General features: G+C 68.7%; 24 protein-coding genes. 10 read left to right on the top strand and 14 right to left on the bottom strand.

The features are described from left to right. Positions 1 to 717 precede the first annotated feature (717 nt). From GWK61_RS06770 to GWK61_RS06750, 5 genes are all read right to left on the bottom strand, one after another. Complete coding sequence (locus tag GWK61_RS06770; protein ID WP_323747440.1) at positions 718 to 1,353, bottom strand: helix-turn-helix transcriptional regulator; 636 nt, start codon at positions 1,351 to 1,353, stop codon at positions 718 to 720. A gap of 87 nt (positions 1,354 to 1,440) precedes the next feature. Continuing rightward, positions 1,441 to 2,271 (bottom strand): nuclease-related domain-containing protein, encoded by an 831-nt coding sequence (locus tag GWK61_RS06765; protein ID WP_194906134.1) that lies wholly within the window; start codon positions 2,269 to 2,271, stop codon positions 1,441 to 1,443. A gap of 422 nt (positions 2,272 to 2,693) precedes the next feature. Next, positions 2,694 to 2,993: a hypothetical protein gene (locus GWK61_RS06760; RefSeq protein WP_194906133.1), complete on the bottom strand. Its 300-nt coding sequence runs from the start codon at positions 2,991 to 2,993 to the stop codon at positions 2,694 to 2,696. 400 nt (positions 2,994 to 3,393) lie between these two features. Beyond that, positions 3,394 to 3,681 (bottom strand): hypothetical protein, encoded by a 288-nt coding sequence (locus tag GWK61_RS06755; RefSeq protein ID WP_194906132.1) that lies wholly within the window; start codon positions 3,679 to 3,681, stop codon positions 3,394 to 3,396. A 178-nt stretch (positions 3,682 to 3,859) separates the two neighbouring features. Further along, complete coding sequence (locus GWK61_RS06750) at positions 3,860 to 4,051, bottom strand: hypothetical protein (RefSeq protein WP_194906131.1); 192 nt, start codon at positions 4,049 to 4,051, stop codon at positions 3,860 to 3,862. Positions 4,052 to 4,192: 141 nt separating this feature from the next. On the opposite strand from GWK61_RS06750, the gene GWK61_RS06745 reads away from it, so the two are divergent. Beyond that, positions 4,193 to 4,921 carry a GntR family transcriptional regulator gene (locus GWK61_RS06745; RefSeq protein ID WP_323747439.1) on the top strand — a complete coding sequence of 243 codons (729 nt, stop codon included), beginning with the start codon at positions 4,193 to 4,195 and terminating at the stop codon, positions 4,919 to 4,921. A gap of 35 nt (positions 4,922 to 4,956) precedes the next feature. Here GWK61_RS06745 and GWK61_RS06740 read toward each other — a convergent pair whose 3' ends face one another. The 3 genes from GWK61_RS06740 to GWK61_RS06730 form a co-directional block, all read right to left on the bottom strand. Beyond that, positions 4,957 to 5,787 carry a hypothetical protein gene (locus GWK61_RS06740; protein ID WP_194906130.1) on the bottom strand — a complete coding sequence of 277 codons (831 nt, stop codon included), beginning with the start codon at positions 5,785 to 5,787 and terminating at the stop codon, positions 4,957 to 4,959. Positions 5,788 to 5,836: 49 nt separating this feature from the next. Then, entirely contained in the window at positions 5,837 to 6,811 is a 975-nt protein-coding gene (locus GWK61_RS06735; protein ID WP_194906128.1) for an ATP-binding protein, read from the bottom strand. Positions 6,812 to 7,282: 471 nt separating this feature from the next. Then, a complete protein-coding gene (locus tag GWK61_RS06730; RefSeq protein WP_228561849.1) occupies positions 7,283 to 9,322 on the bottom strand; it encodes a glycosyl hydrolase family 18 protein in 2,040 nt (679 codons plus the stop codon). 350 nt (positions 9,323 to 9,672) lie between these two features. Here GWK61_RS06730 and GWK61_RS06725 point away from each other — a divergent pair, with 350 nt between their 5' ends. The 3 genes from GWK61_RS06725 (at position 9,673) to GWK61_RS06715 (ending at position 13,669) form a co-directional block, all read left to right on the top strand. Further along, positions 9,673 to 11,028: a glycoside hydrolase family 18 protein gene (locus GWK61_RS06725; RefSeq protein ID WP_194906124.1), complete on the top strand. Its 1,356-nt coding sequence runs from the start codon at positions 9,673 to 9,675 to the stop codon at positions 11,026 to 11,028. 125 nt (positions 11,029 to 11,153) lie between these two features. Beyond that, the gene (locus GWK61_RS06720) at positions 11,154 to 12,041 is read left to right on the top strand and encodes an alpha/beta fold hydrolase (RefSeq protein WP_194906122.1); all 888 of its coding nucleotides are present in this window, start codon (positions 11,154 to 11,156) and stop codon (positions 12,039 to 12,041) included. Between the two features lie 107 nt (positions 12,042 to 12,148). Then, entirely contained in the window at positions 12,149 to 13,669 is a 1,521-nt protein-coding gene (locus GWK61_RS06715) for an alpha/beta hydrolase (RefSeq protein ID WP_194906121.1), read from the top strand. On the opposite strand, the gene GWK61_RS06710 is transcribed toward GWK61_RS06715, so the two are convergent. Both GWK61_RS06710 and GWK61_RS06705 read right to left on the bottom strand, forming a co-directional pair. Next, positions 13,663 to 14,130 (bottom strand): hypothetical protein, encoded by a 468-nt coding sequence (locus GWK61_RS06710; protein WP_194906119.1) that lies wholly within the window; start codon positions 14,128 to 14,130, stop codon positions 13,663 to 13,665. The genes GWK61_RS06715 and GWK61_RS06710 overlap by 7 nt on opposite strands. A gap of 251 nt (positions 14,131 to 14,381) precedes the next feature. Further along, positions 14,382 to 14,921: an RNA polymerase sigma factor gene (locus GWK61_RS06705; RefSeq protein ID WP_323747438.1), complete on the bottom strand. Its 540-nt coding sequence runs from the start codon at positions 14,919 to 14,921 to the stop codon at positions 14,382 to 14,384. Between the two features lie 371 nt (positions 14,922 to 15,292). Between GWK61_RS06705 and GWK61_RS06700 the strand changes: the two genes are divergently transcribed. The 3 genes from GWK61_RS06700 (at position 15,293) to pyrE (ending at position 17,635) form a co-directional block, all read left to right on the top strand. Then, the gene (locus GWK61_RS06700; RefSeq protein ID WP_194906158.1) at positions 15,293 to 16,183 is read left to right on the top strand and encodes a serine protein kinase RIO; all 891 of its coding nucleotides are present in this window, start codon (positions 15,293 to 15,295) and stop codon (positions 16,181 to 16,183) included. A gap of 114 nt (positions 16,184 to 16,297) precedes the next feature. Further along, on the top strand, positions 16,298 to 16,957 hold the full coding sequence (locus GWK61_RS06695) for a hypothetical protein (RefSeq protein ID WP_194906115.1): 660 nt from the start codon (positions 16,298 to 16,300) through the stop codon (positions 16,955 to 16,957). A 156-nt stretch (positions 16,958 to 17,113) separates the two neighbouring features. Then, positions 17,114 to 17,635 (top strand): orotate phosphoribosyltransferase, encoded by a 522-nt coding sequence (gene pyrE, locus GWK61_RS06690; RefSeq protein ID WP_194906113.1) that lies wholly within the window; start codon positions 17,114 to 17,116, stop codon positions 17,633 to 17,635. A 53-nt stretch (positions 17,636 to 17,688) separates the two neighbouring features. On the opposite strand, the gene GWK61_RS06685 is transcribed toward pyrE, so the two are convergent. From GWK61_RS06685 to GWK61_RS06675, 3 genes are read right to left on the bottom strand one after another with little or no spacing between them, the layout of a single operon-like run. Then, positions 17,689 to 18,429, bottom strand: a complete 741-nt coding sequence (locus GWK61_RS06685) for an FAD:protein FMN transferase (RefSeq protein ID WP_323747437.1) — start codon at positions 18,427 to 18,429, stop codon at positions 17,689 to 17,691. Then, positions 18,426 to 19,025, bottom strand: coding sequence for an FMN-binding protein (locus tag GWK61_RS06680; RefSeq protein WP_194906112.1), 600 nt, complete (start codon positions 19,023 to 19,025; stop codon positions 18,426 to 18,428). Before GWK61_RS06680 ends, GWK61_RS06685 begins: the two co-directional genes overlap by 4 nt. Before the next feature lie 12 nt (positions 19,026 to 19,037). After that, on the bottom strand, positions 19,038 to 20,390 hold the full coding sequence (locus GWK61_RS06675; RefSeq protein ID WP_194906110.1) for a ferredoxin reductase family protein: 1,353 nt from the start codon (positions 20,388 to 20,390) through the stop codon (positions 19,038 to 19,040). A gap of 93 nt (positions 20,391 to 20,483) precedes the next feature. Between GWK61_RS06675 and GWK61_RS06670 the strand changes: the two genes are divergently transcribed. Further along, positions 20,484 to 21,218: a response regulator transcription factor gene (locus tag GWK61_RS06670; protein ID WP_194906108.1), complete on the top strand. Its 735-nt coding sequence runs from the start codon at positions 20,484 to 20,486 to the stop codon at positions 21,216 to 21,218. A 13-nt stretch (positions 21,219 to 21,231) separates the two neighbouring features. Beyond that, entirely contained in the window at positions 21,232 to 22,734 is a 1,503-nt protein-coding gene (locus GWK61_RS06665) for a sensor histidine kinase (protein WP_194906106.1), read from the top strand. Between the two features lie 18 nt (positions 22,735 to 22,752). Here the strand turns inward: GWK61_RS06665 and GWK61_RS06660 are convergent, their stop codons facing one another. Further along, entirely contained in the window at positions 22,753 to 23,751 is a 999-nt protein-coding gene (locus GWK61_RS06660) for an ABC transporter ATP-binding protein (protein ID WP_194906104.1), read from the bottom strand. A 114-nt stretch (positions 23,752 to 23,865) separates the two neighbouring features. Between GWK61_RS06660 and GWK61_RS06655 the strand changes: the two genes are divergently transcribed. Beyond that, positions 23,866 to 25,041 carry a citrate synthase/methylcitrate synthase gene (locus GWK61_RS06655; RefSeq protein WP_194906102.1) on the top strand — a complete coding sequence of 392 codons (1,176 nt, stop codon included), beginning with the start codon at positions 23,866 to 23,868 and terminating at the stop codon, positions 25,039 to 25,041. Positions 25,042 to 25,131 lie beyond the last annotated feature (90 nt).

Here is a 25,131-nt window from a genome sequence, read left to right as displayed (position 1 = left end):
CAAGCGACATAAACCGGCACCACCCAATTCGGAGTGTTGAACGGGGCAACGCCGCTCTTCAACACGAGCGTTGAGCCCAGGTCATCGATCTGCCCCACCATGTTGACACGCCAATACCCCGACGTGGTGCACGGCGCCGTGACTCGGGCCGGAGGCGTGTCCCCAGGATGGTTCACCGTCACCGGACTACCCTCCTCAACGCCCTCATCCTCACGAGCAGCGTTGTTCCCCTCAAACGCCAGCCGCAACCGAAGCGTCATCACCGCCGGCCCGTCACAACTCCAATCCACCGTCGCCGTCACCCGACCACCAAGGTTCTGGATCGACGGATGCACGACCGTACACGACGCCTTCGCCAGGGCAGGCTGTGAAACCCCAGCCGAACCGCCCGACGAACCCCCGGAGGTTCCGCCCGCCGTCCCGCCAGATGAGGAACCACCCGAGGACCCAGACGAGCCCCCGGCTGCCGACGACTGACACGCGCCGAGCATCGCACAGACGACCATCAACGCTGCGACCCCGCCCACTGTCTTGCTGTTCACTGTGCCCTCCCTTGCTCGATGAACTGTTTGCCCGTGTGGTCCGCCTACCGGGCCCCGCTCCCTACGCAAGCTGAAAGGAACGGGACCCGTTCCGCCGGCTCAGTCCAGCGGATCCCGGCACCGCTGCGCCTGAGAGCCCTCACAGGCGCGGAGCACATCTCCCGGTGACGGAAGATCAGATACGAAACCCGGGACCCTGGCGGCATGACGACGGCACCAGCTGACGAACGGCACGGACAACACCAAATGAGACTCCGCCAGCCGACCCTTGACTGGACCAGACCGCGGGACCTCGAAGGCGCGCCTTCGTCTGTGCGTCCCCAGCAGGGTCGATCGGTTGCAAGGCAATCGAGCATCCCAGCTTCTGGGCCCACACGACGTGCGCGATCGGCCGCGGGGGCACGCGTACCAACTCCCATCGCTGGATCGAGTCTCGGCTGACGCCGACCAACTCGCCGAGTTCCCCCTGGGACATCCCCATAGCTTGGCGGCGACTCTTCAACGGCCAAGCCAGCCGCCGTCGCTCAAAAACCACCAACGATTCGCCAGGGCGCTGACGAACCGCGTCGACCCGCAGCAGCCCGTTCCAACCGAGGACAACCAAGCGCTGGTCAAGCGCGTGGGCCAGCAAGATCAGGTGATCCAGCGTCGGCTGGATCGCCAGGGTCTCCCACTCCGAGATCGCCCTCCCCCGGAACGGGAGACCTTCCGCCAAAGCGCACTGGGAAATCCCAACGCTCAGGCGCTCGGATCGCAGGCCACACATGATCTGTGCGACCATCTGCTCCGCCGCCTTGTCGACGTGCAGCACCACTAGCACTCCCCATCCCGGGCAACGTTACGCCGCTCTGGCCAGGCCAGACCGCGTGTTGCAGCCTCATCAACCTCAGTAGCCATCTCAGGAACTCCACATCCGGGACTGACGTGCCATCTGAAACACGCCCCGCACGACATCCGGGCCCAGCGCATACGGCCGAGACCCCATCAGGCTCGCGACAGCCTCATCCGAGGTCACCAACACGTCAGCCGGCGCATGCCGCACCTTCAGCGACCCAGCCCCGACGAACACCACCACGCCGCGAACCTCGACAGGCCGCCCCAGCGCCCCGCGCAACCGGCGCGCCGCTCCCGCAGCCTCGTGACGGGAGTTCCGGATGTACGGGTACTGATGACCGTTGACCCGTACCCAGTCCCTAGTCACCGTGACCCGTGCGCCGCGGTGATGCTTGGTGTTGACCGTGAATATCCCGCCTGGCCCGATCAGTAGGTGATCGATGTCCGCGCCCGAGACCAGCGGAATCGAATGCAAAACCTGCCAGCCACCTTCGCGCAGCCGCTCAAGCCGGCGCCCCACAATCCGCTCGCCTTGGGCGCCCACGTCCCAAGAGGTCGCCGCAGTCCGCTGGCCCAACAACTTGGCCACCCAGCGCTGCACCAACGCCGGCCTCAACCGTGCTGCCTGCTGTGCTACGGCGGCGCCGGCGATATTGCCCGCCAAGTCTCGGCCGGCAACGACCGGTTGCATCGCCGCATGATGTTGCAAGGCCGGAGCCTCGTTGCCGAGGAACGGCGCAAGCACTTCCAACACCGCATACTGCATCGCGGGATCGTCAACGTGCAGCTTCGACGCCTTCCGGTCGAAGTAGCCCACCGTCCGCCCCGACGCATCGTTGACGTACAGCCGATCATTGCCGAACCGTCGCCATGACTGGACCGTCAGCCCGTCCACTCTCATCTCCCTCCTTTGCATTCGCTGGCAGCATCAAGCGGCCTGATAAGACGCGACGGAACTTCTCTGTACTTGCTCAAGGGGCGGCTTCGCCGCCCGCGCGCCTCACCGGTCCGCTGGCGCTCGCGCGGCATGCGGCCTTCGGCCGGTCCGCGCGGCGCCGCCGGCCCGAACGGCGCGCCGTCAACGCACGCCCGGAGTACACGACGCTCCGCAGGTCTCACGTCAAACGATCTTCACGCCGCATTTGGTGACGGCCGCGTCTCACAAGCGGTCGGCGGAAACGTCCACACCTCGTGGTTGCGGTGCGCGCGCTCGAAACCTCGAACCGTCACCGACACCAACAGCGCGCGGAACGCAGCCGCCGTTTGCGCACCACACGCCGGTGGTCCCGGCGGCTGCAACGAACGCCCGTACCCAGCTCAGGCTGCTAGCAGCATCCCGCCTGCGAACAACACGCCCGTCCCGTCCGGCGCCACCTCGGCCCACATCTCGGCGTCATCCGGATCGGGGCCAATCCAAGCGATCGCCGTCCCGTCCGTCCGAACCGCGTAGCCCGCGCCATACAGCTCGACCGCCAAACGCAACCCTTCCGGCGCGAGCTCCGAGCCAGCCAACGACTCCAGCACGCCAGCCAGCCAGCGAGCCCTCATATACAGCCACGGGTAGTCCACCCCCTTCCGGCACTCCCAGAAGTCCGGATGTACGTCCCACACATCCATGACCACTTCGAACCAACCTCCCCCGACTCATCGCAGAACTCTGAGTAAGCCGAGGTATCAGAACATGGACATGTCCCAATATCCCGATACCATCGGCATCGGGATTAAGGTCCCGCCGGGCCACTCCCTAGACCCCTCGCAAAGGTTGGGGTGGCCCGGCCCGGCACCCCCTGGACCAGGCGACGATGTTCGAACCGCCTGGTGAACAGGGCAAGCGGGATGTGAAGCTCTGGAAGGACCAGCGGCAACTATCCGCTTGAGGAGCCCGGCGTAAGCACGCTTACGGGGCTTCCTAGTGCGGTGGCAGCCAGCCAGCGGCGAGAAACGATGGGATCCGCCAACCAGCCGCCGACCTTCCTACGAGGCGCCCGGATAGGACGACCCGCAAGTCTTGAGCGCACTACGGCGGTACTGCGCCAGGTTCGTTAGCCGAAGTCACGTCGGCGAATCGCACCCATCGCAACGCTCGGCTGTCGATCGGCAACACCAGCACCGCCGGCTCGCAACACAAGTCCAGTTCGGGTGTATCCGGTAGCTCACAAACCGGGCGATGGTTGGTCGGTCGCACCACAACGAACAGGAGATCTTCGCCGACCACACGCACCACTTCACCAGCGTCGTACGCCAGGTGCGAAGCCTCAGGTACGACGATCGGCGGCCTTGTGAAACTGCGTTCTCGCTGCTTCACGGCCAGCTCCCGACGCAGTTCGGACTGAAACCCCACGTCGGCCAGCTCGTGGTGAACACGATTCGTGGCGGTGAAGACTCCCGCCGCCGGGTGCCGCGATCCAGCTCAAGCACCGGCAGCGACGCCACAAAGGGCCTCACGAGCGGTGAGCCGTACGCATCGCGCGGTGCCGCTCTCGTCACTGCTCTGCCCGTATCGAGGATGACGAGGCACCCTTGAGGGGCTGGCCGGGAGCACCCGGGTACCAGTGCATCGCCGGCTTCACCGTCCGGATCTTCTTGGTCTGCGGGTCGTACTCCTGGACTTCGATCGTGATGCCCATCCCGATCGGGGCGCGCTCGCCGTCGCGGCACCGTTCTTGACCCTCCATGGGGCCACCCACCTTCATCTGTCGCGGGCCTGGTACTTCGCTGACCAGGCATGTTCGCTCTCTTCAGTGAGGAGTGGGTTCATCGTATACGCAGCTTCGTATACGCACAAGCTCTTCGTATACGATGGGACCACCCCTCGCGTGGAGCAACAGACGAAGGGATCAAGTTCCATGCCTGAACCGGCGTACGTCACCATCGCGGGCGAGTTCGCCCGTCTCATCCGCAGCGGCGAGCTGCGTCCTGGCTCGCGGATGCCGAGCCTTTCGGAGATCTGTGAACGTCACGAGGTGTCCGACATCGTGGCCAGGAAAGCCGTGGAGCTCTTGCAGAGCCAGGGCCTCATCCGGTCGGTTCGCAGGCGCGGGAACTTCGTCGTGGACCGCCCGAACTTGGTGCGGGTTTCACCCGAGCGCCAGACCGAGACCGCCGAGACCACGTTCCGCCACGAGTCCGATCAACGGGTGGAGGTGGACCGGCACGTAGCGGAGGTTCCAGCGTCGGAAGAACTGGCCGAGGCCTTCGGCATCTCCGTTAGCGACCCGCTGACCCACACCATCACCCGGGTCTTGGAAGGCAATCGCCCGGTCTCGATCTCTGACACGTATCAACCGGTGGGCATCAGCGGCGTCGATTCGGCCACAGATCTTGAGGAGAGGCTGGCCGATCGGATGCCTTCATCAGAGCACGCCGAATGGCTGCGTTCGACGCCGGGCGAACTGGTGAAGACCGTCCATCAGCGGTTCTTCGAGGCTGATGGACGGCTCATCATGCTCTCGGACATCTCCTACCCGCAGGGCCGCTATGACGCCTTCCTGTTCCGGATGCCGCTAAGGCGCGGCGAGCCCGACGCTCCGGAAGGCCGGCCGTAGGTGAGACAGCGGTCCTGAGACGTGACTTGGCAGGCTTAGCGGCGGACCCAGATCTGCGCGACGTCTGCCAAGTTCCACCACGAGACGAACTGTGAGTCTGTGGACTCTAGCTCCCAGCGTTCGGCGAGCGCGTCAAAGAAGGCGTCATCACCCGTCTTGCCGCCCTTGAGTTCCCCGACGTAGATCAGCCGGTCACCGCCGGAAGCCTCATAGGCCTTCAGCGCGTCGGACGCCATGGGGTTGCCCCAACCGGGGGGCCAGCAAAGGAACAGCGTGGAGTTGGAGAGTCCTTCCGCCTCCATCGAGGGAAGGCCAGCAACGGGAAACCACACGTCAGTCTGGCCTGTAGCCCGCGGAAACGAAGCGTTGTCGATCGCGTCGGGTGGCTCCAGTTCGTATCCGCGGACATCGAGGCCGGCGCGGGAGAGCTGCGCAGCCCAATAGCCGCGACCGGCGCCAAGCTCGACGATCGGACGATCCGCGCAGTGGCGCATGACCCATTGGATCGTCTCGGGCGATGGAATCGCGTAGGCGTAGCTTGCTTGGAGGATCATCTCGGCGAACGCGAGCTGCGGACTGCCCTGAGGGTTGCCACCGTCCACTACACGTCGACCATCACGCGCGAAGACGGACGGCGCAACGATCTCCCAGTACGGGTTTTCGCTTACCACCTGGCCACCGGTCATGAAGTGCAGGAACCGAACGTCGAACGCCATATCGGCGTCCGAGTCCCCCGTTCCGGGCAGCCCAGCCGCGGCGTTGAAGTACTCCGCCACGCGCGGGTATTCCGACTGAAGCAGTTGATCGTCGCTCAGGAACGCCCGGAGCTCCGCACGCCGCTCCGGAGTGAATACAAGCTCTGACACAACCCCACCCTAACGATGTTGCACGCGGACGAAACCTCAGACGATGGGCCTACGAAGCGACGAAGGCCTCAGGTCCGGTGACAAAGTACGGATCCACCTGTTCGGCGAGGTCAAGGCCCGTAGCCCTGTTACCCCATGCCACGGCGTTCTTGAGGTGGAACTGAGCTCCCTGCCGTGTGAACTTCGCCCAGTCCTGCTTCACCGAGTCGAGTTCAAGATGGAGACGGGCAAGGGCAGCCCGGTTCGTCGATTCGAGCCGAGCGAAGTCCTCGTCACGACCCTGCTCTTGCGCACGGACATACGACGACGCTCCAAGCCATGCGATCAAGTCGGTACCGGCGTGTTCTTGCAGGTACGACACGTCATCGGCGCACGTGACCTTGTTGCCCACTACGCGGATCGTCACGTCGTACTCGCGCGCATAATCGCTGTACTGCTTGTAGACAGACAGGGACTTGCGGGTCGGCTCCACAACCAGGCAAGTGAGGTCGAATCGAGTGAACAGGCCCGAAGCGAATGCGTCGGTGCCGGCCGTCATGTCCACCACGACGTACTCGCCTTGGTCATCGACCAGATGATTCAAGTACAGCTCTGCTGCGCCGGTTTTGGAGTGGTAGCAGGAGACGCCAAGATCTGACTCACTGAAGCCACCTGTGACCATCAGGCGAACGCTCGCCAACTCACCGTCGAGGCGAGTCGCGCAGAGGTTGTGGACGATGTTGTCCTCGTTGAGGCGCAGCAAGCGAGAGCCGCGCCCGGGCGGAGTGGTCTTGATCATCACCTCTGCCGAGGCAACCAGCGGGTTACGTCCGCGGAGGTAGTCCTTGATCGCGTGAAGGTGCTTCGCCATCGGCGGGATGGCACCAGCCTCTTCATCAGGCAGGCCAAGTGCGGCCCCGAGATGCTGGTTGATATCAGCATCGATTGCCATGACCGGATGACCGGACGACGCAAGGTGCCGGATGAGCAGCGCGGAAACGGTCGTCTTCCCACTGCCGCCCTTGCCAACAAGAGCGATACGCATGCCGACCTCCACTCAGCGTCGCAAACGAAAACTGTTTTCATCAACGTTGCCCGCTGAGTCTGTGCTGCCGATCGGCGTGGCGTCAACTCACCGTCCCCCCATCGGGTGACGTGGCTGGTCAACAGGTGGGTTCCGTGCCGAGTCAGTACCGCGCGAGAGGGCCCTCACTAAAACACTTCAAAGGGGCCTGGAAGAGCACCTTGAGGCAGGTCTACGAACCCTGCTCCTCCTGCCCAACCAAGCCCCCTCAGGGTGCTTCAGCCACGCACACGCGGTAGGCCGGCCGAAGGCCCGGAACCGGTGCCTCAGCGCTTGACCTCGCATCCACAGAGCCGATCTCTACAGATCGCTTGTGTTACTTCTGCGAAAGTCTTGCGGCACACGGTTCCGGGCTCTGCGCGATCGGCTAGGACCGCCTAGCCGACGCAGTCACCACTGCTCGGCACTACTCACACTGCTCACCACTACTGCTCAGCTCAGCGCGAAGTCGTCCGCGTAGTACGCGCTCTGCCCGTACCAGCCGTGGACCCACACCGTCACCGAGGTCACCGACGCTCCCGTCGTGAACTTCGTCGACAGCTTGGACCAGCTGTTCCCGGTCTGCCACGTCGAGCTGTCGCCGCCGGAGCCGGTCACCCCGATGTACGTGTAGGGCCCGTTCACCCACGCGGACAGCGTGTACGTGGTGTTCGGTTTGACCGTGACAGTTTGCGAACACTGCGCGTCGTCGCTACCGCTCGGCGATGCCTGCAGTGCGTGCGACCCGCTGTGCACCGTCGCACTCTGCACCACTCCCGAGTTGCTCGTGCACGTCCACGGGGACAGCGAACCGCTCTCGAAGCCGGCGTTCTGGATCCCGCTGCCGCCGCCGGAGGACGACGAGGGCGAAGTGCTCGGCGTCGTGCTCGGTGTCGTGCTGGGCGTCGTGCTGGGGGTGGTGCTCGGCGTGGTACTGGGCGTCGTGCTCGGGGTGGTGCTCGGCGTCGTGCTCGGCGTGGTCGACGGCGGACCGGTCGGGCAGGAGGCCGCCGAGCCGTTGACGTCGTTCACCGCGGCGTTGAACAGCGTGTTCGCCGAGTCCAGGTCGTACAGCGAGAACATCATCGCCCCGCCGAGGCCGTTGCAGTGCAGGTAGTCGGCCTTGGCCTGGATCGACTGCGCGTTCTCGCCGGACCAGAAGTTGGTCCCGTCGTAGAAGTACGCAGCCTCGGCCACCGGGTCCCAGTAGGTGTCAGAGGGGTTGTTCACGATCCCGCTGAGTTCCTTGTACATCTGGATGCCCGGCACGTTCCCGGAATCCGCGGCTCCCGCCGCGGCCCCGGTCGCCGGCTGGAACAAGCCGTGGGCCGATCCGGCACTCACCCCCGTCCAGCCCCGGTAGTAGAACGGGATGCCGACGTTCAGCTTGCCGGCCGGGAAGCCGCCAGGGATGCCGTAGGCGGGATCGCCGACCGTGTACGCCTTGACCGCCTCGTCGAGGTTGTACTTGGCATTGCCCGGCGAGACCGGCGTCATCGGGTCGTTCGGGTCGCTGTAGATCGGGGCCTGGTGGTTCGTCGGCCCGGTCGCGTCCCACGCGCCGTGCATGTCGTAGGTCATCGCGTCACCGAACGTCAGGATGTTGCCGACATTCTGCGTCTCGATGCCGGCGGCGATCTTCTCCTGACCCGCGGGCAGCGCGGCGGACAGTGCGTAGGACTTTCCGTCAGCTGATCCCTGAGCGTTCAGCTCGGTCCGGAATTCCTGCAGCAGCGCCGTGTAGTTGGCCTTGTCGGCGGCGGACTCGTGGTTGCCCAGGTGTCCGGCGTTGGACGCCGGGTACTCCCAGTCGATGTCGAAGCCGTCGAAGATGTTCGCCGCGGTGCCCGGGCCGCCGTAGCCGCCGGACGCCGGGATGTTGCCCTTGATGAACATGTCGATGCAGCTCGACACGAACTTCTGCCGCGAGGCCTGGGTGGCGGCCACGTCGGAGAAGTACTTGGAGTACGTCCAGCCGCCGAGCGACAGCATCACCTTGAGGTTCGGGTGCTTCTTCTTCAGCTCCTGCAGCTGGTGGAAGTTGCCGGCGACGGGCTGGTTCCAGACGTCCGAGGTCCCGTCGACGCTGATCGAGGAGTCGAAGGACTTCTGGTAGTCGGCGAACTGGTCCTCGGCACCGTCGCCGGCGTTCGGGTCGCTCTCGCCGCCCGGGTCCGGGTCCGTGGCCTTGGTGGTCTCGAAACACGTGAGGTTGGTCGGGTCGATGTTCTCGAAGTCGTAGATCAGGTAGTTGAGGTTACCCGCGGCCCCGGACTGGTCGACGTTCTTCAGGTAGTAGGCGTTCTGGTAGATGGACCACTGGTCGTAGTAGGCCACCTTCAGGCCGCCGGACGTCGAGGCGGCCCCCGTGGTGTTGTTGCTCCGCATCGCGGCGTGGGAGGAGGGACCGGCGCCGATGGCGGCGGACGCACCCGCGACGATGACCGCGGAGGCGAGCACCGCGGTCAGGGCCGATCTGTGTTTGTTGCTCATAGAGCTGTGTTTGTTGCTTATCGAGCTTCGTGACGCTCTCATTCGTTACGCACGCTCCTGTGGCGGGAGGGAAACCGTTCGGAAAGAAACTGCGCATGGAGCTGATCCGGAGAGCGGCGCCGCAATAAACGGATCGGGTCGTAGGGAAGAAGTACCGCCGTCCTCGGGGACTGTCAAGGGTGAGGTCTAGACCAAGGTCTAGACCTGCTGGCATCGACCATGGTCATCCCGCAGCAGGTCAGCGAAAGGCAAAGAAGCCCTTACGAGGACTTGACCACGGGGTCGGCGGCGAGGAGCATGGCGCTCGCCAACGCTGGTCTAGACATCTTCGTCTCACTTCGAGGAGCCTCATGAGCCGCCCCTCCCAGCCCCACCGGCCGCGCCGCACCGCTCTTGCCGCGGCCGCCGTCCTGAGCCTGGCGATCGTGCCGGTCGCCGCCGCCTCCCCGGCACTGGCCACCCCCGGCAGCGCCGCACAATCCGCACAGTCCTTTGACAACAACGGGAAAGTCTCGGTCGGATACTTCACCCAGTGGGGGATCTACTCAGGGTTCTACGAGAAGAACCTGATCGCCTCCGGCGCGGTGAACAAGCTCACTGAGATCGACTACGCGTTCTCCAACATCGCCCCGGACGGCACCTGCGCCAGCGCCGACTCGTGGGCGGACTGGCAGAAGCCGGTGGACGCCGCGCACTCCGTGGACAGCACCGCCGACACCGGCGCGCAAAGCATCGCAGGGAACTTCAATCAGCTGCGCGAGCTGAAGAAGGCCTATCCGAAGCTGAAGATCGTGATGTCGGTCGGCGGCTGGTCGGAGTCCACCAACTTCTCCGCCGCCGCGGCGACCCCGGCCTCGCGGGCGAAGTTCGCGCAGTCCTGCATCGACATGTACATCAAGGGGAACCTGCCGGGCGCCGCTCAGGGCGCGGCGGCCGGGATCTTCGACGGCATCGCGATCGACTGGGAGTACCCGGACGAGGTCGGCAACAACAACCCGCACGGTCCGCAGGACACGCACAACTTCACGTTGCTGCTGCAGGAGTTCCGCAACCAGCTGAACGCTCAGGGATCAGCTGACGGCAAGCACTACCTGCTCACCGCCGACACCCCGTCCGGCCCGGAGAAGGTCTCGCACATCGAGGTCGGCCCGGTGTCGCGGATCGTGGACTGGATGAACGTGATGACGTTCGACTTCAACGGGCCCTGGGAGACCACCGGCCCGACGGAGTCGCAGTCCAACCTGTTCCCGTCGCCGTTCGACCCCGCGCCGCGGGCGACGCCGAGCGACCCGTACCCGAACAACGGCGAGATCTCGACGCTGGAGGTCGTGGCCAACTACCTCAAGCAGGGCGCCAGCCCGCGCAAGATCGCCATCTCGATCCCCTTCTACGCGCACGGCTGGACCGGCGTCGCGCCGGGGCCGAACGGCGACGGCGAGTTCCAGCCGGCCACCGGCGTGGCGACGGACGTCGAGTACAACCAGATCGCGGCGCAGCCCGGGACCGTGCACCACGACCCGTTCTCCGGCGCGGCGTACAAGTACGACCCGGCGAGCAAGACCTTCTGGACGTTCGACGACCGGCAGAGCATCCAGGAGAAGGTCTGGTTCATCAAGGCCCTGGGACTGCGCGGCGACATGACGTGGTCGCTGGACGGCGACACGGCCGACGGGCAGTTGGTGAACGCTTTCGGGCTCGCCAAATAGCGGGCTCGCGGCGCCTGGTGACACACGTCACACACTTGGCGGCGTGATCACAGGGAACGAATAGACCGGGTGGCTCCTCCTCAGCTCGACAGCATCCACCGCAGTCGAACCGGCAGGAGCCACCCGTGTCCGTTTTCCCGTTGCCCGCGATCGGCGAAGCCACTCATCGAGTCGAGCACCGATATGTGACCGCGCGCGGCGTGCGATTCCACGTCGCCGAATCAGGGCCCGCAGACGGCGCGCCCTTGGTGCTGCTGCACGGTTTCCCGCAGCACTGGTACGTGTGGCGGCAGATGCTGCCGCACCTCGCCGCCGCGCACCGCGTCCTGGCCCTGGACCTGCGCGGATCGGGCTGGACGGAGGCGCCGAAGCACGGCTACGGTACCCCGAACCTGGCCGAGGACGTGATCGCGGTGCTCGACGAGCTCGGGATCGGCAAGGCGGCGATCGTCGGGCACGACTGGGGCGGCTGGGTCGGATCCGTGGCGGCGCTGCGGCATCCGGAGCGAGTCAACGCCCTGGTATCGGTGAACATGACGCACCTGTGGCCGCCGGCCCGGCGCGTGCTGCCGAACCTGTGGCGGATGTGGCACACGGCGTTCATCGAGCACCCGCCGATCGGGCGGCTGGTGCTGCGGCGGACCGGCTTCGCCGGGTTCCTGCTGCGGCACTGGACCGCGGACAAGACGCTGTGGGAGCGCGAGGACATCCGGATCTACACGGATCTGCTGCGCGATCCGGCGCGGGCGCGGGCCGTGGAGCAGGTGAACGCGGCGTATGTGTGGCAGGAGATCTTCGGGCACCCGCTCGGGCGCTACCGGAAGGCGCGGCTGACGGTGCCGACGCTGGTCATCGGCGGGGAGCGGGACGTGGTGATCCCGCCGGCGGTGCTGGCGGGCGGGGAGCGGCACGCGGACGAGCTGAGGGTCGTGGTGCTGCTCGGCGGCGGGCATCTGCTGCCGGAGGAGCAGCCTGCGGCGGTGGCGGCGGAGGTGCTCCGGTTTCTGGGGTAGCCGCCGGTTCTCGGTCGTAGGGCCTCCCCCGAGCGAACGAGGGGTCGGCGCCGAATTCCGTCGCTCGGGTGATCCGCCGAGTGATCAGCGGCTTCTATCGTAAGACCATGATCCATAGTAAAGCTCTGCGACCTGCCTTCGTCGGCGTGGCGTGTCTGGCCCTGATCCCGGTGGTCGGGTCCACCGCTTCGGCCGCACCGGCGAACCACGTCAACCCCTATGGCGCGCTCGGTGCGCAACATCTGGACTGGCAGGTGTGCGACTGGTACCAGAACCCGCCGCCCGGCGGCACCGACTGGCACCAGTACCCGGTCACGTACTGCACCGACGTCACCGTTCCGATGGACTGGTACGACCTGTCGAAGGGCACGATCAGCGTCCGCGTCACGAAGGTCGCCGGCACCGGCGGCTCGGCACGGCGCGGCATCCTGATGGTCGATCCGGGCGGTCCCGGCAGCGACGGCTCGACCCTGGCGACGAAGACCGCCAAGTCCCAACCGTCGCTGCTGGGCGCGTACGACATCATCGGCTTCGCGCCGCGCGGCGTCGCGCCGTCGACCGCGCTGAACTGCAACATCGACTGGTCCCAGTACACACCGATCGCCGACGAGCGGGACCGCTCCGCGGCGAACACCGCGCAGCAGCTCGCGAACGCGCGCCTGGTCGGGCAGAGCTGCGGCGCGGCGCCGCTGGCGCCGTACATCACCACCGACCAGACGATCCGCGACATGGACCTGATCCGCGCGCTGTTGGGCGAGCCGAAGGTCAACTACCTCGGGTTCTCGTACGGCACGTGGCTCGGGGCCTGGTACGCCGCGACCTTCCGCTCGCGCGCCGACCGCTTCGTCCTGGACTCGAACATGGACTGGCGTGCGACGATCAAGGACGACTACGTCGACTCCTGGGCGCGCGGCTTCGACCGGCGCTTCGAGGTGCAGTTCCTGCCGTGGCTCGCGCGCCACGACGACCTCTACGGCTTCGGGACGACCGCGGACGAGGCGCAGGCGTCGTTCGACGCGCTGCGGGCCGCGGTGGCGGCGCAGGGCCGTGGCAGCTCGCTGGACGTGCTGCAGGCGCAGGCGCTGTACAACTCGGACGGCTGGCCGCAGTGGGCCGGGGTTCTCAAGGCTCTGCGAGCCGATCCGACTCAGGCCACGAAGTTGCTGCCGGCGGTGCGGGTGCCGACCGGCAAGGCGAACAGCGGGGCGTACTGGGCCGTGACGTGCGCGGACACGCCGTGGTCGCACGATCCCGGGTACTGGGTGTCCGAGGGCGACCGGCTCGGCGCCACGTATCCGCTGGTCGGTGCGGAGTCGACGGAGGAGCCGTGCGCGTTCTACCCGCACACCTCGCAGCATCCCGTGCTCCCGGGCGCGGACAACCTGCCGCGGATGCTGATGGTGCAGGACGAGTTCGACCCGGCGACGCCGGTCGAGGGCGCGCTCGAGGACGCGCAGGAGTCGGGTCAGGCGATGGTGTTCGTGCAGGGCGGCGGCAACCACATCGCGTACGACGCGGGCAACGCGTGTGTGGACGCGCATGTGAACGACTACCTGGTGAACGGCGGCGAACCGACATCAGCGGTCTGCGAAGGCATGCCGTTGCCGCTGGACAACAGGGTCTACTGACGGCTGGGGCCCTCGACGTGGCTGCGCACCTTGCCGAGGGTGCGCAGCACGGCGCGCTCGCCGAACAGGAGCGGGGCGGCCTTGCGGATGCCGGCGGTCCGGACGGCGCCGCATCCGGCCACGAGGGTGCCCGCGCCGTCGGCGACCGCCGCGAACCCGCCGACCACGAACCGGTCCTGCATCACGCACCAGCCCTCGCGCAGCTCCACGGCGAACCGCCCCCGGTTGCCGAGCAGGCCGGTGGCGACCGCTGAGCCGTCCGCGCGGAGCTCGAAGCGCCGGATGAAGCCGATGAGGTCGGGGATGCTGCGCTCCATGTCGGCGAGGTAGCCCCAGACGCGCTCGAACGGAGCGTCGACGCGCAGCTCGGCGTAGGCGCCGGAGGGGAGCGCCGAGGCCAGGACGCGCATGCGGCGGACCGGGTCGAGGTCTGCGACCGGCCAGGTGCCTGCGTTGCTCATGTTGCTCTCGCCGCCGCCCGAGCCACCACCACTCGCGCCGCCGGTGCCACCCAAGCCGCCGCTGCTGCCAGCCGGACTGCCGCCGCTCGGGCCGCCAGTGCCAGCCGCACCGCCGCCACTCGCGCTGTTTCTCCCGCCCGGGCCGCTGCCGCCCGCGCTGCTGCCAGCCGAACCGCCGCCGCTCATGCCGGGCCGACCGTCGCCGCTCGGGCCGCCTGCGCCGCGAGGTTCTGAGTCCCGCTTCCCGTCGCTCATGCCGTCCACTGCTTCCGAAACGCTGCCTTGGCGCGGCTCAAGCGTGACTTCGCCGTCCCCGCCGACACGTCGAGCACCTCCGCCGCCGCCTGCTCGTCCAAACCCTCCACCTCGCGCAGCATCAGGATCGCACGGTGCTCCGGCGACAGCCGGTCCAGTACGTCGCGGATGTCCACCGCCAGCTCGGGGCTGCCCGGCGCGGGCAGCTCGGCGAGCTCCGCTGGCTGCTGGCGGGCGCCGCGCTGCGCGACGCGGATCGCCTCTCGGACCGCGATGCGGCGGACCCAGCCGTAGAGCGCCGCGGGCTCGCGCAGCGATCGCAGGTTCTGGAAGACCGCGATCAGCGCCTCCTGCGCGGCGTCCGGGCCGTCGGCGAGGGCGATCGGGGCGCACAGGCGGCCGACGTAGGGCGTCAGCTCGTCCAGGAGGCGGCTCATCGCCAGCGCGTCGCCGCGTTGGGCGGCGCGGACCCAGCCGACGGCACCCGGCGCGTCCAGCGCGTCCGGCGCGTCCCCGGCCCCCTCACCTGCGCTCACGGACCGATCGTACCGGCGCGCGAATAATCGGTTGCGCGCCGTCGGCGAGCGTGCCAAGGTCGTGCGCATCGCCGATCAGACCGGTCGCCGATCACGTTCTCCTGGAAGGAGGTGGGGACAGTGACGTTTGCCGTCATTGCCGCACGCGCGGAATCCCGAATCATTTCCCTCCTTTCCACATGGAGAACACCACAGTGCCCAAGCACTCGCAGTACCTGAACGACGGCTTCGACAGCTCCGACGACCTCGACGATTTCGAGGACGACTTCGAGGACGACTTCGAGAACAATCTCGAAGAAGGCTTCGAGGACGATTCCGAGAACGAGGACGACTACGCCGATTTCGGTGACACCTCCGCGCGTCCGCAACGCATGCGCCGCCGTATCGACGACTCCGTCGCCAACCCGAACCGCAAAGGCCGCCTCACCCTTGAGGAACGAGCCCGCCTCGCCATCGAGCGCGAGAACCAGGACATGGCACCGCCCGAGGGCGACCGCTGGTCCAACTGGGTCGACGCCGGCCACGGCCCCGAACCCCGGCCCGAATGGGTCATCACCGAACAGGGCGCCTGCGACCACGAGCTCGGCGTCCTGAAGACCGGCAAGGAAGCCGACGTCTTCCTGCTGCGCCGCGTCTTCCCCGACACCGGCGCCGAGGTCACCATGGCCGCCAAGCGCTACCGCTCCAACGAACACCGCAACTTCCAGCGCGACGCCGGCTACCTCGAAGGCCGCCGCCTGCGCCGCACCCGCGACATGCGCGCCATCGAGGGCCGCACCTCCTTCGGCATGAACCTGATCGCCCAGCAGTGGGCGATCGCGGAGTTCGGCGCGCTGTCCGAGCTCTGGCAGGCCGGCGTGCCGGTGCCGTATCCGGTGCAGCTGTACGGCACCGAGCTGCTGATGGAGTTCATCGGCGAGGCCGACGGCACGGCCGCGCCCCGGCTGGCGCAGATGCGCCCGGATCCCGACGAGCTGCTGGACCTGTGGGAGCAGCTGGTCGCCGCCCTGCTGGCGCTGGCCGAGCGCGGGCAGACGCACGGCGACCTGTCGCCGTACAACCTCCTGGTGCACCACGGCCGGCTGGTCCTCATCGACCTGCCGCAGGTGGTGGACGTGGTGGTGAACCCGAAGGGCCGCGAGTACATGACCCGGGACGTGCACAACGTCGCCAAGTGGTTCCTGGCGCGCGGCCTGCCCGAGCGCTTCGCGGATCCCGAGGCGCTGCTGGAGATGCTCGCCAGCGAAGCGCGTCTGATCTGAAAACCCTGATATATCCAGGCCGCCGGCCGAGGCCCGCAGCACGCGGGCCTCGGCTACAGTCGCTCCCTGCGACATCGCCAACGACATCGCCACAGCATGCCGGGGAGGACCGCGATGGCCGAGCAGACCTGGGATCCCTTCGAGACGCTGCGCCGCACGCTCTGGATCGGCGGCGCGCAGTGGGCCGGCAAGTCGACGGTGGCGCGCATCCTGGCGCACCGGCACGGCCTGACCGCGTACCACTACGACTACCACGACGCCCGCGGCCACCACGAGCGCCGGATCGCCCGGCGCGTCGCACTCGGGCAGGCGGCCGAGGATCCGTCCCCTGACACGGTCTGGGTCGAGACGACGCCGGAGCGGATGGCCGAGGAGACGCTGGCCGGGTTCCCGGCGCGCTTCGAGTGGGCACTGGACGACCTGCGCGGCCTGTATTCGGCGCGGCCGATCATCGCCGAGGGCTGGGGACTGCGGCCGGAGCTGGTGCTGCCGCTGCTGGACGCGCCGACGCGGATGGTCGTGATGGTCCCGACGGAGGACTTCCGCCAGCACCAACTCAGCACCCTGCCGCGCGCCGGCGCCATGGGCATCCACACGAGCGATGCGGCACGCGCGCAGGCCAACCGGGTCGCGCGCGACCGGCTGGTCGGCGAGGACGCGGTGCGGCGGGCGAAGGAGTGCGGCGTGCCGGTGATCGAGGTGGACGGGACGCGCGACGCTTTCGCGATCGCCGACGAGGTCGCCGAGCACTTCGGCACGGCGCTGGTGGGATGAGGCCGCCGCAAAGCATTTCGGCGAGGCCCGGCACTCATCGGAACTCATCGGATGACGTCGCCGCGAGCACTTCGGCGAGGCCGGCCGCTCGCCGGATGAGGTGGCCGAACGCTTCGGCACAGCACTCGTCAGACGCGGCTGCGATAGTGGCTGGCTGTGACGCACTCAGACCTGGCCGCCCGCATCCACGCCGCCGCGCACCTCACCGGCGAGTTCACCCTCCGCTCCGGACGCACCGCCACCGAGTACTTCGACAAGTACCGCTTCGAGGCCGACCCCGTGCTGCTCGACGAGATCGCCGAGCGCATGGCCCCGCTCGTCCCGGACGGCACGCAGGTCCTCGCCGGCCTCGAGATGGGCGGCATCCCGGTGGTCACGGCGCTGGGCCGGCACACCGGCCTGCCCTGCGCCTTCGTCCGCAAGACGGCCAAGACCTACGGCACGCGCCGCCTCGCCGAGGGCGCGGACATCACGGGCCGCCGCGTCCTGATCGTCGAGGACGTGGTCACCACCGGCGGCCAGATCGCGCTGTCCACCGAGGAGCTGCGCACGCTCGGCGCCGACGTGCGCGAGGCGCTGTGTGTCATCGACCGCCAGCAGGGCGGCGGCGAAGCGCTTGCCGGGCAAGGGATCCAGCTGCTGTCTCTACTTACCGCCGAAGATCTGCGGGCCGGCTGAGGCCGGCAGCCGGACATCGCGCGGCATCGCCGCACCCGGCTTTCCGCCCCCACTCACCCCGCCAGATACCGCCCGAACCCCGCCGTCTCCACCGTCGTCCCGTCCGGCAGCACCGCGTATGCCTCGAACCCCTCGCGCTCCTCGACCCACTCCAGCCCCCGCTCCGGTCCCATCGCGAACACCGCCGTCGCGTAAGCGTCCGCGTGCGCGATCCGCGCCCCGATCAGCGTCACCGCCAGGAAGCCGGTCGCGGGCCGCGCGGTCGCCGGGTCGATGATGTGCGCGCCGCGCTCGGAGGTGCCGGAGGTCGCGACCGCGAAGTCGCGGCCCGACACCAGCGCCGCGTAGCGCTCGGGGTGGCGGGGGTCGGCGATGCCGACGGTCCAGGGCCGGCCGAGGTCGGCCTCGCCGCGGGCCTGGACGTCGCCGCCGCCGACGATCAGGTGGTTGCGGGAGCCGGCGGCGGTCAGCAGGCGGTCCACCTCCTCGATGGCCCAGCCCTTCACCCAGCCGCTGGGGTCCAGGCGGCCCGCCGGGTACGCGCTGAAGGCCCCGGCGGTGTCGGCCTCGACCTCGGCGCAGCGGCGCAGGACCTCGGCGATCTCCGGATCGCGCTCGATCGCCTCGCCGCGGGCCATGCGGCTGATCGCGCTGTCCTCGCGGTACGTGGAGAACTTCGCGTCGATCACATGCAGGCGGTCCACCGCAGCCGGGATGCCGTCGCCGACGTCGGCCACGATCGAGAACACGGTGCCCATCACCGGCTCGACGTATCTGACCTTCCCGTCGGTCACGCGCCCGCCTTGTCGATCGCGCTCTGCAGCGACTGCTGGTACCCCTCACTGGTGTACGTCGCGCCCGAGACGCCGTCGATGCTCGCACTCTGCGCGGTCATCGCCTGCTTGTTCAGCTGAGGTATCGCGTAGCTGTTGATCTCCTGGTCACGGCCGGTCTCGGTGGGGTACTGGAGCACTTGGATCTGCGTGATCTTCTTGCCGCTGAAGGTGACGGCCAGCTGCACCGGCCCGTAGCGGGTGTTGGCGGCGTTACCGGTGATCGTCTTGGTCGTAGTCGCCGGGGCCGCAGAGCTCGACGACGTCCCCGACTTCGGCTCGGACGAACTCGGCGCCGACCCGGGCTGCGAAGTGGAGCCGGAACCCGAGGAACCCGACGAGCCAGACGAGCCGGAAGACCCCGAAGAACTTGAAGAACTTGAAGAACTCGACCCCGAACTCGGCTGGGAACCGCCCGAGACACCGCCCGACTGGGTGATCGTGAAGTTGTTGGCGGCACCCTTGGCAGCAAGCGGCGTGTTGCTGTGCGGCTTCAGACCGAGCAGCAGCACGACCCCCGAAACGGTCGCGGTGCCGGTGACGATCGCGCGTCGCATGGAACAGCCTCTCTAGAACTCGAACGACTCGTGGTGGATATGGGAGTTGGGCACCCCGGCCCCCCGCAGCGCGGCGATCACCGCCTGCTGCATCGGCTCCGGCCCGCACAGGTACACGTCGTGCGCCTTCAGATCCGGCACCAGATTCATCAACCCGCGCGGGGTGAGCGTCTTGCCGTGCCGCCGTCGGCTGCCGACCAAGTACACCAGCCGGGCGCCTCGGCTGCGGGCGATATCCTCCAGTTCGTTGCGGAAGATGATCTCGCGATCACTGCCCGCCCGGTACAACAGGGTCAGCCGCCCCGGCAGCGTCTCGAACAACGCCCGGATCGGCGTGATCCCGACCCCGGCCGCGATCAGCAGCACCTGCGGCGAGCGCGCCTTGTCCTCCGTGAAGGCGCCGTACGGCCCCTCGGCGCGCACCCGCGTCCCCGGCCGCAGCCGCGCCACCGCCGCGCTGTGGTCGCCGAGGTTCTTGATCGTGAACCGCAGGTAGTTCGGGTGCGGCGCGGCCGACAGCGAGTACGGGTTCGCCACCCACCGCAGGCTCCGGGTCTGGAACTGGAGCCGGAAGAACTGCCCGGGCCGGGCGTTCAGGTCGTCCAGCCGCTCACCCTTGAGGATGACCGAGTACACCCCCGGGCCCTCCGGCACGACCGAGTGCACCCGCAGCTTGTGCCGCCGGTCCCGCACGTACGGCATCCACAGCCGGTACCAGCCGAGCGTCAACGCCGCCAGCACGTAGTACGCGCTCCACAGCGTCTGCTCCGGCTGCACCGACAGGTCGGCGCCGTTGACGATCTGATGGCTGAACGCCAGCGCGATCGCCAGGTACGTCGCCAGGTGCAGGTAGTACCACGTCTCGTAGCGGAGCCTGCGTCGCGCCACCCGCGCAGAGACGATGCCGGTCCCGAACAGCAGCAGCGTGCCCAGCGAGCCCTTGATCATCTCCGGGTAGTGGAAGACGATGTCCACACCCTCGGCGACGACTCCCTTGCCGTCGGTCAGCGCGTAGCCCCAGATGATGGTGACGACGTGCGCACTGACCAGGAAGACCATGTAACGCCCGCACAGCGCGTGCCAGCGCGCCAGCCGGTCGCTGCCCACGCGGTGCTCCAGGACCGGGATCCGAGCCATGAGCAGCAGCAGGACCGGGGCCGTGTAGCCGGCCAGCAGACCGGTGATGCGGCCCGCGCCGTCCAGCCAGCCGGCGGCGCCCACGACGTTGGGGGTGGCGTGCCACCAGGCGGCCAGCACCGCCGCGGCGCCGGCCGCCATCAGCGCCAGGGCCAGCCGCGGGACGGTCTCCGGCGACGTTTTCGCGCCGGGCGGCGCGGTGTCGCGGGGCAGTGCGGTCGTGCTCATGGGACCGAGGTAAACAGCACTACCTTTGAGTTTCCTCAGAACGGCGTCCGTTTCAGGTCAATCCTTAGCCAATCTTCACGCTCGCTGTGGACGATGACCGCCATGCTTGCGAACATCGCGAACCAGACCGAACCCTGGCGCTTCCTGGTCGTCGACGACGAGCCGGACCTGGTGGAGGTGGTCTGCGGCGCGCTGCGGCACGAGGGCTGGGACGCCGTCGGCGCGCACGACGGCCGCGAGGCGGTCTCGGCCGCGGCCACCTACCAGCCGGACGCCGTGGTGCTGGACATGATGCTGCCGGACATGGACGGCATGGAGGTCATGCGGCGGATCCACACCTCCCGTCCGGAGGTCCGGGTACTGTTCCTCACGGCGCGCGACGCGGTGGAGGACCGGATCGCCGGGATCGCGGCCGGCGGCGACGACTACGTGGCCAAGCCGTTCAGCCTGGACGAGGTCGTGGTGCGGCTGCGCAGCCTGGTGCGGCGCAGCGCGCGCGGGCGGGCCGGCCGGGTGGCGGGCCCGGACTGCCTGGTGGTCGGCGACCTGGTGCTGGACGAGGCCGCGCGGGAGGTGACCCGGGGCGGCGAGCCGATCGAGCTGAGCCCGAAGGAGTTCGCGCTGCTGTGGTTCCTGATGCGGCACCCCCGCCAGGTGCTGAGCAAGTCGCAGATCCTGTCCGAGGTGTGGTCCTACGACTACGGCGGGCAGGCCCACGTCGTGGAGCTCTACATCAGCTACCTGCGCAAGAAGGTCGACGCCGGCCGCCCGGCGATGATCCACACGGTGCGCGGCGCGGGCTACGTGATCAAGGCCGCCGCTCCATGACCTTGATCAAACAATGATCCGGCTCCGGCCACGGACGCTGCGCGGGCAGCTGACGCTCGGGCTGGTGGTGCTGCTGGCGGCGATCTTCGCCGGCGTCGGCGTGGGCACCACGGCCCTGCTGCGCGGGTTCCTCGTGTCGCGGCTGGACCAGCAGTTGTCGGCGGTCGGGCCGCGCTACGCGCAGAGCCTGGAGCACGAACTCGCCGCGGCCGACACCCGCGGGCAGGCGCAGGGCACGTTCGGGGCCCGCGCGCTGAACAGCGTGGTGACGCAGGCCGGCGTGGTCGACGGGACCAGCGCGACCGGCGACAACACCCGGCAGATCCGCCTGACGGCCGCCGATTCCCGGGGCCTGCTGGCCCTGCCGACCGACGGCTCCGCGCACAGCGTCCGGCTGTCGTCGCTCAAGGCCTACCGCATGCGCGCGGTGGCCGGCGCCGACGGCGACGTCCTGGTCACCGGCCTGCCGCTGTCCCAGGTCTCCAGCACGGTCCGGGAGCTGGCCACGGCCGAGATCGCGCTGTTCGGCGGCGCGGTGGTGGTGGCCGCGATCGGCGGCGCGGCGTGGGTCCGGCTGGCGCTGCGGCCGCTGGAGCGCGTGACGCGCACCGCCGAGCGGGTCAGCACCCTGTCACTGGCCAGCGGCGAGGTGGCGCTGGACGTCCGGGTCCCGGACGCGGATCGCAACGACGAGGTCGGCAGGGTCGGCGCCTCCCTGAACCGGATGCTCGGCCACGTCGAGGACGCGCTGGCCCGCCGGCAGTCCGTCGAGCGCCGGCTGCGCGACTTCGCCGCCGACGCCGGCCACGAACTGCGCACCCCGCTGGCCGCCGTCCGCGGCCACGCCGAGCTGGTGCTGCGGCGCGGCGGGGAGCTGCCCGCCGACGCGCGGCACGGGCTGACGCGGATCGAGGCCGAGTCCCGGCGGATGGGGACGATCGTCGACGACCTGTTGCTGCTCGCGCGGCTGGACGCCGGCCGGCCGCTGGAGTCGAAGGAGGTGGACCTGACGCTGCTGGTGCTGGACGCGGTGGACGACGCTCAGGCCGCCGACCATGAGGCCGACGGGGACGGTGACGGCGCCTCGACGGTGCTCGGCGGCGTGACCCCGACGCGTCACGAATGGCGCCTGGACCTGCCGACCGACCCGGTGACGGTCTCCGGCGACCAGCACCGGCTGGCACAGGCGGTGGCGAACCTCGTGACCAACGCGCGCGTGCACACCCCGGCCGGAACCCGGGTCACGGTCGGGATCACAGTCCACGCCGGCCGGGTCCGCCTGACGGTCGAGGACACCGGACCGGGACTGGCCCCGGATCTCGCCGACCGGGTCTTCGACCGGTTCACCCGCGGCGACCCGGCGCGCTCGCGGGCATCGGGGAGCACCGGGCTGGGGCTGGCGATCACGCGGGCGGTCGCGGAGGCGCACGGCGGGCGGGTCGGGGTGGCGTCCGAGCCCGGGCGGACAGTGTTCGAGCTCGTATTGCCGCTGGAGCGGCAGCGGTTGTCCGAGTGAATCAGATCTCCGAGTGCATCAGGCCGCCGTCGTCTCGCTCTCCCGCGCAGCATCGTCTTCAGCCAGCCCCCGCCCCGGATCCGCGTAGTGCCGCAGGAACAGCTCCTCCAGCGTCGGCGGCCGGCTCGTCATCGACCGGACCCCCTGCGTCCCGAGCAGCACCATCAGCGCCGACAGGTGCTCGGTGTCGACCGAGCACTCCACCCGCACTCCCCCGCCGGCGGCGGCTCCCAGCTCCGTCACCTGCACCTGGTGCGGACCGTCGAAGCCTGCGAAGTCCTCGAACCCCTCCGGCAGCCGCTGGAGCTCCGCGCTGACCAGCGTGCGCGTCAGGTGCCGCAGCTCGGCCAGCGTCCCGGACTCCGCGACCCGGCCGCGGCGCACGATGCTGACCCGGTCGCAGACCTCTTCGACCTCCGACAGGATGTGGCTGGACAGCAGGACCGTGCGCCCGCGCGCCTTCTCCTGCCTCAGGCAGGCGCGGAACTCAGCCTCCATCAGCGGGTCCAGGCCTGTGGTCGGCTCGTCCAGAACGAGCAGCTCCGCCTCGGACGCGAAGGCCGCGACCAGCATCACCTTCTGCCGGTTGCCCTTGCTGTAGGCGCGCCCTTTCTTACCGGGGTCGAGGTCGAAGCGCTCCAGCAGCTCGGCCATGCGCTTGGCGGCGCGGTCGGCGTCGATCGTGCGGCCGCGCAGCTTGGCGAGCATCGCCAGGACCTGGCCGCCGGACAGGTCCGGCCAGAGCGCGACATCGCCGGGGACGTAGGCCAGACGGCGGTGCAGGGCCACGGCGTCGCGGCGGGCGTCGCGGCCGAACAAGCGGACCTCGCCGGCGTCCGGGCGGAGCAGGCTCAACAGGATCCTGAGGGTGGTGGACTTGCCGGCGCCGTTCGGTCCGAGCAGGGCGTGGACCTCGCCGGGGGCCACGGACAGGTCCAGACCATCCAGCGCGCGGGTGGCCGCCGACCCCCGCCCGAAGGTCTTCACCAGTCCGGTGAGGGAGATCACATCCGTCACAGTGCCAGCGTACACCCCATGATCATCACATATCACCAATGGCGCCGATTGACGGGCATCGCGCGGATCGCACAAGATCGGGGTGACGACACAATCACACAAGGAGGCACGACGATGCTCGAATCCGAGCAGCCTCGCCCCACGCGGAGCGTCACCACAGTCGAGGTTCCGCGCGGTCTGGCCGGCGTCATCGTCACCGACACCGAGGTCGGCGACGTGCGCGGCGAGGAGGGCTTCTACCACTACCGCCAGTACAACGCGGTGGAGCTGGCCGAGAAGCGGACCCTGGAGGACGTCTGGGTCCTGATGATCGACGGGCATCTGCCCGACGCGGGGCAGCGGGCGGCGTTCATCGCCGAGACCACGCCGCTGCGCCACGTCCCGGACAAGGTCAAGGCACTGCTGCCGGCCATCGCCGAGGCGGTGCACGGCGAGCCGATGAACGGCCTGCGTGCGGCGCTCCCGCTGCTGGCCGGACAGCGCGGCATGCGGCCGATCTACGACATCGACGAGCAGACCCGCCGGGCGGACGCGCTGTACGTCAGCGCCCTGGCCCCGACGGTCCTGACCGCGATCCACCGGCTCGGCAAGGGCCTGGAGATGGTGGAGCCGCGCGACGACCTGTCGTACGCGGCGAACTACCTCTACATGCTCAACGGCACCGAGCCCACCCCCGAGCAGGCCCGCGCGATCGAGCAGTACCTGATCTCGACCGTGGACCACGGCTTCAACAACTCCACCTTCACCGCCCGCGTCATCGCCTCCACCGGCGCCGACCTGGCCGCGGCCGTGACCGGCGCGCTGGGCTCGCTGTCCGGCCCGCTGCACGGCGGCGCCCCCTCGCGAGCCCTGGACACCCTGGACGAGATCGGCACCCCCGACAAGGCCGAGGACTGGGTCCGCCAGCAGGTGGAGGCTGGCGCCCGCATCATGGGCTTCGGCCATCCGGTCTACCGCACGGACGACCCGCGCTCGATCATGCTCCGCGGCGTCGCCCAGCGCCTCGGCGGCCCCCTGGTGGACTTCGCCGTGGCCGTCGAGGAGCACGTGATCAAGGCCCTCGCCGAACTCAAGCCGGGCCGCCAGCTCTACACCAACGTCGAGTTCTACGCCGGCGTGGTGATGGAGCTCTCCGGCGTCCCCCGCGACATGTTCACTCCGACGTTCGCCACCTCCCGCGTCATCGGCTGGTGCGCGAACATCCTCGAACAGGCGCAGGACTCGAAGATCATCCGGCCCGCGGCGCATTACGCCGGCGTGCCGGCGCCGCAGCCGCTGCCGGAGGGCTGAGGTTCAGGGTTCTGAAGGACTGAAGTTCTGTAGTACTGAGGCTCCGAAGCTCCGGGATCCGGGGCGGTTGGGCCAGTCGGAGTAATGGTC

The sequence above is a fragment of the Catenulispora rubra genome (genome assembly GCF_015356825.1).
Classification (GTDB): domain Bacteria; phylum Actinomycetota; class Actinomycetes; order Streptomycetales; family Catenulisporaceae; genus Catenulispora; species Catenulispora rubra.
Note: the sequence above shows the minus strand (reverse complement) of the source record. Positions and strands in the feature narration are given on the sequence as shown.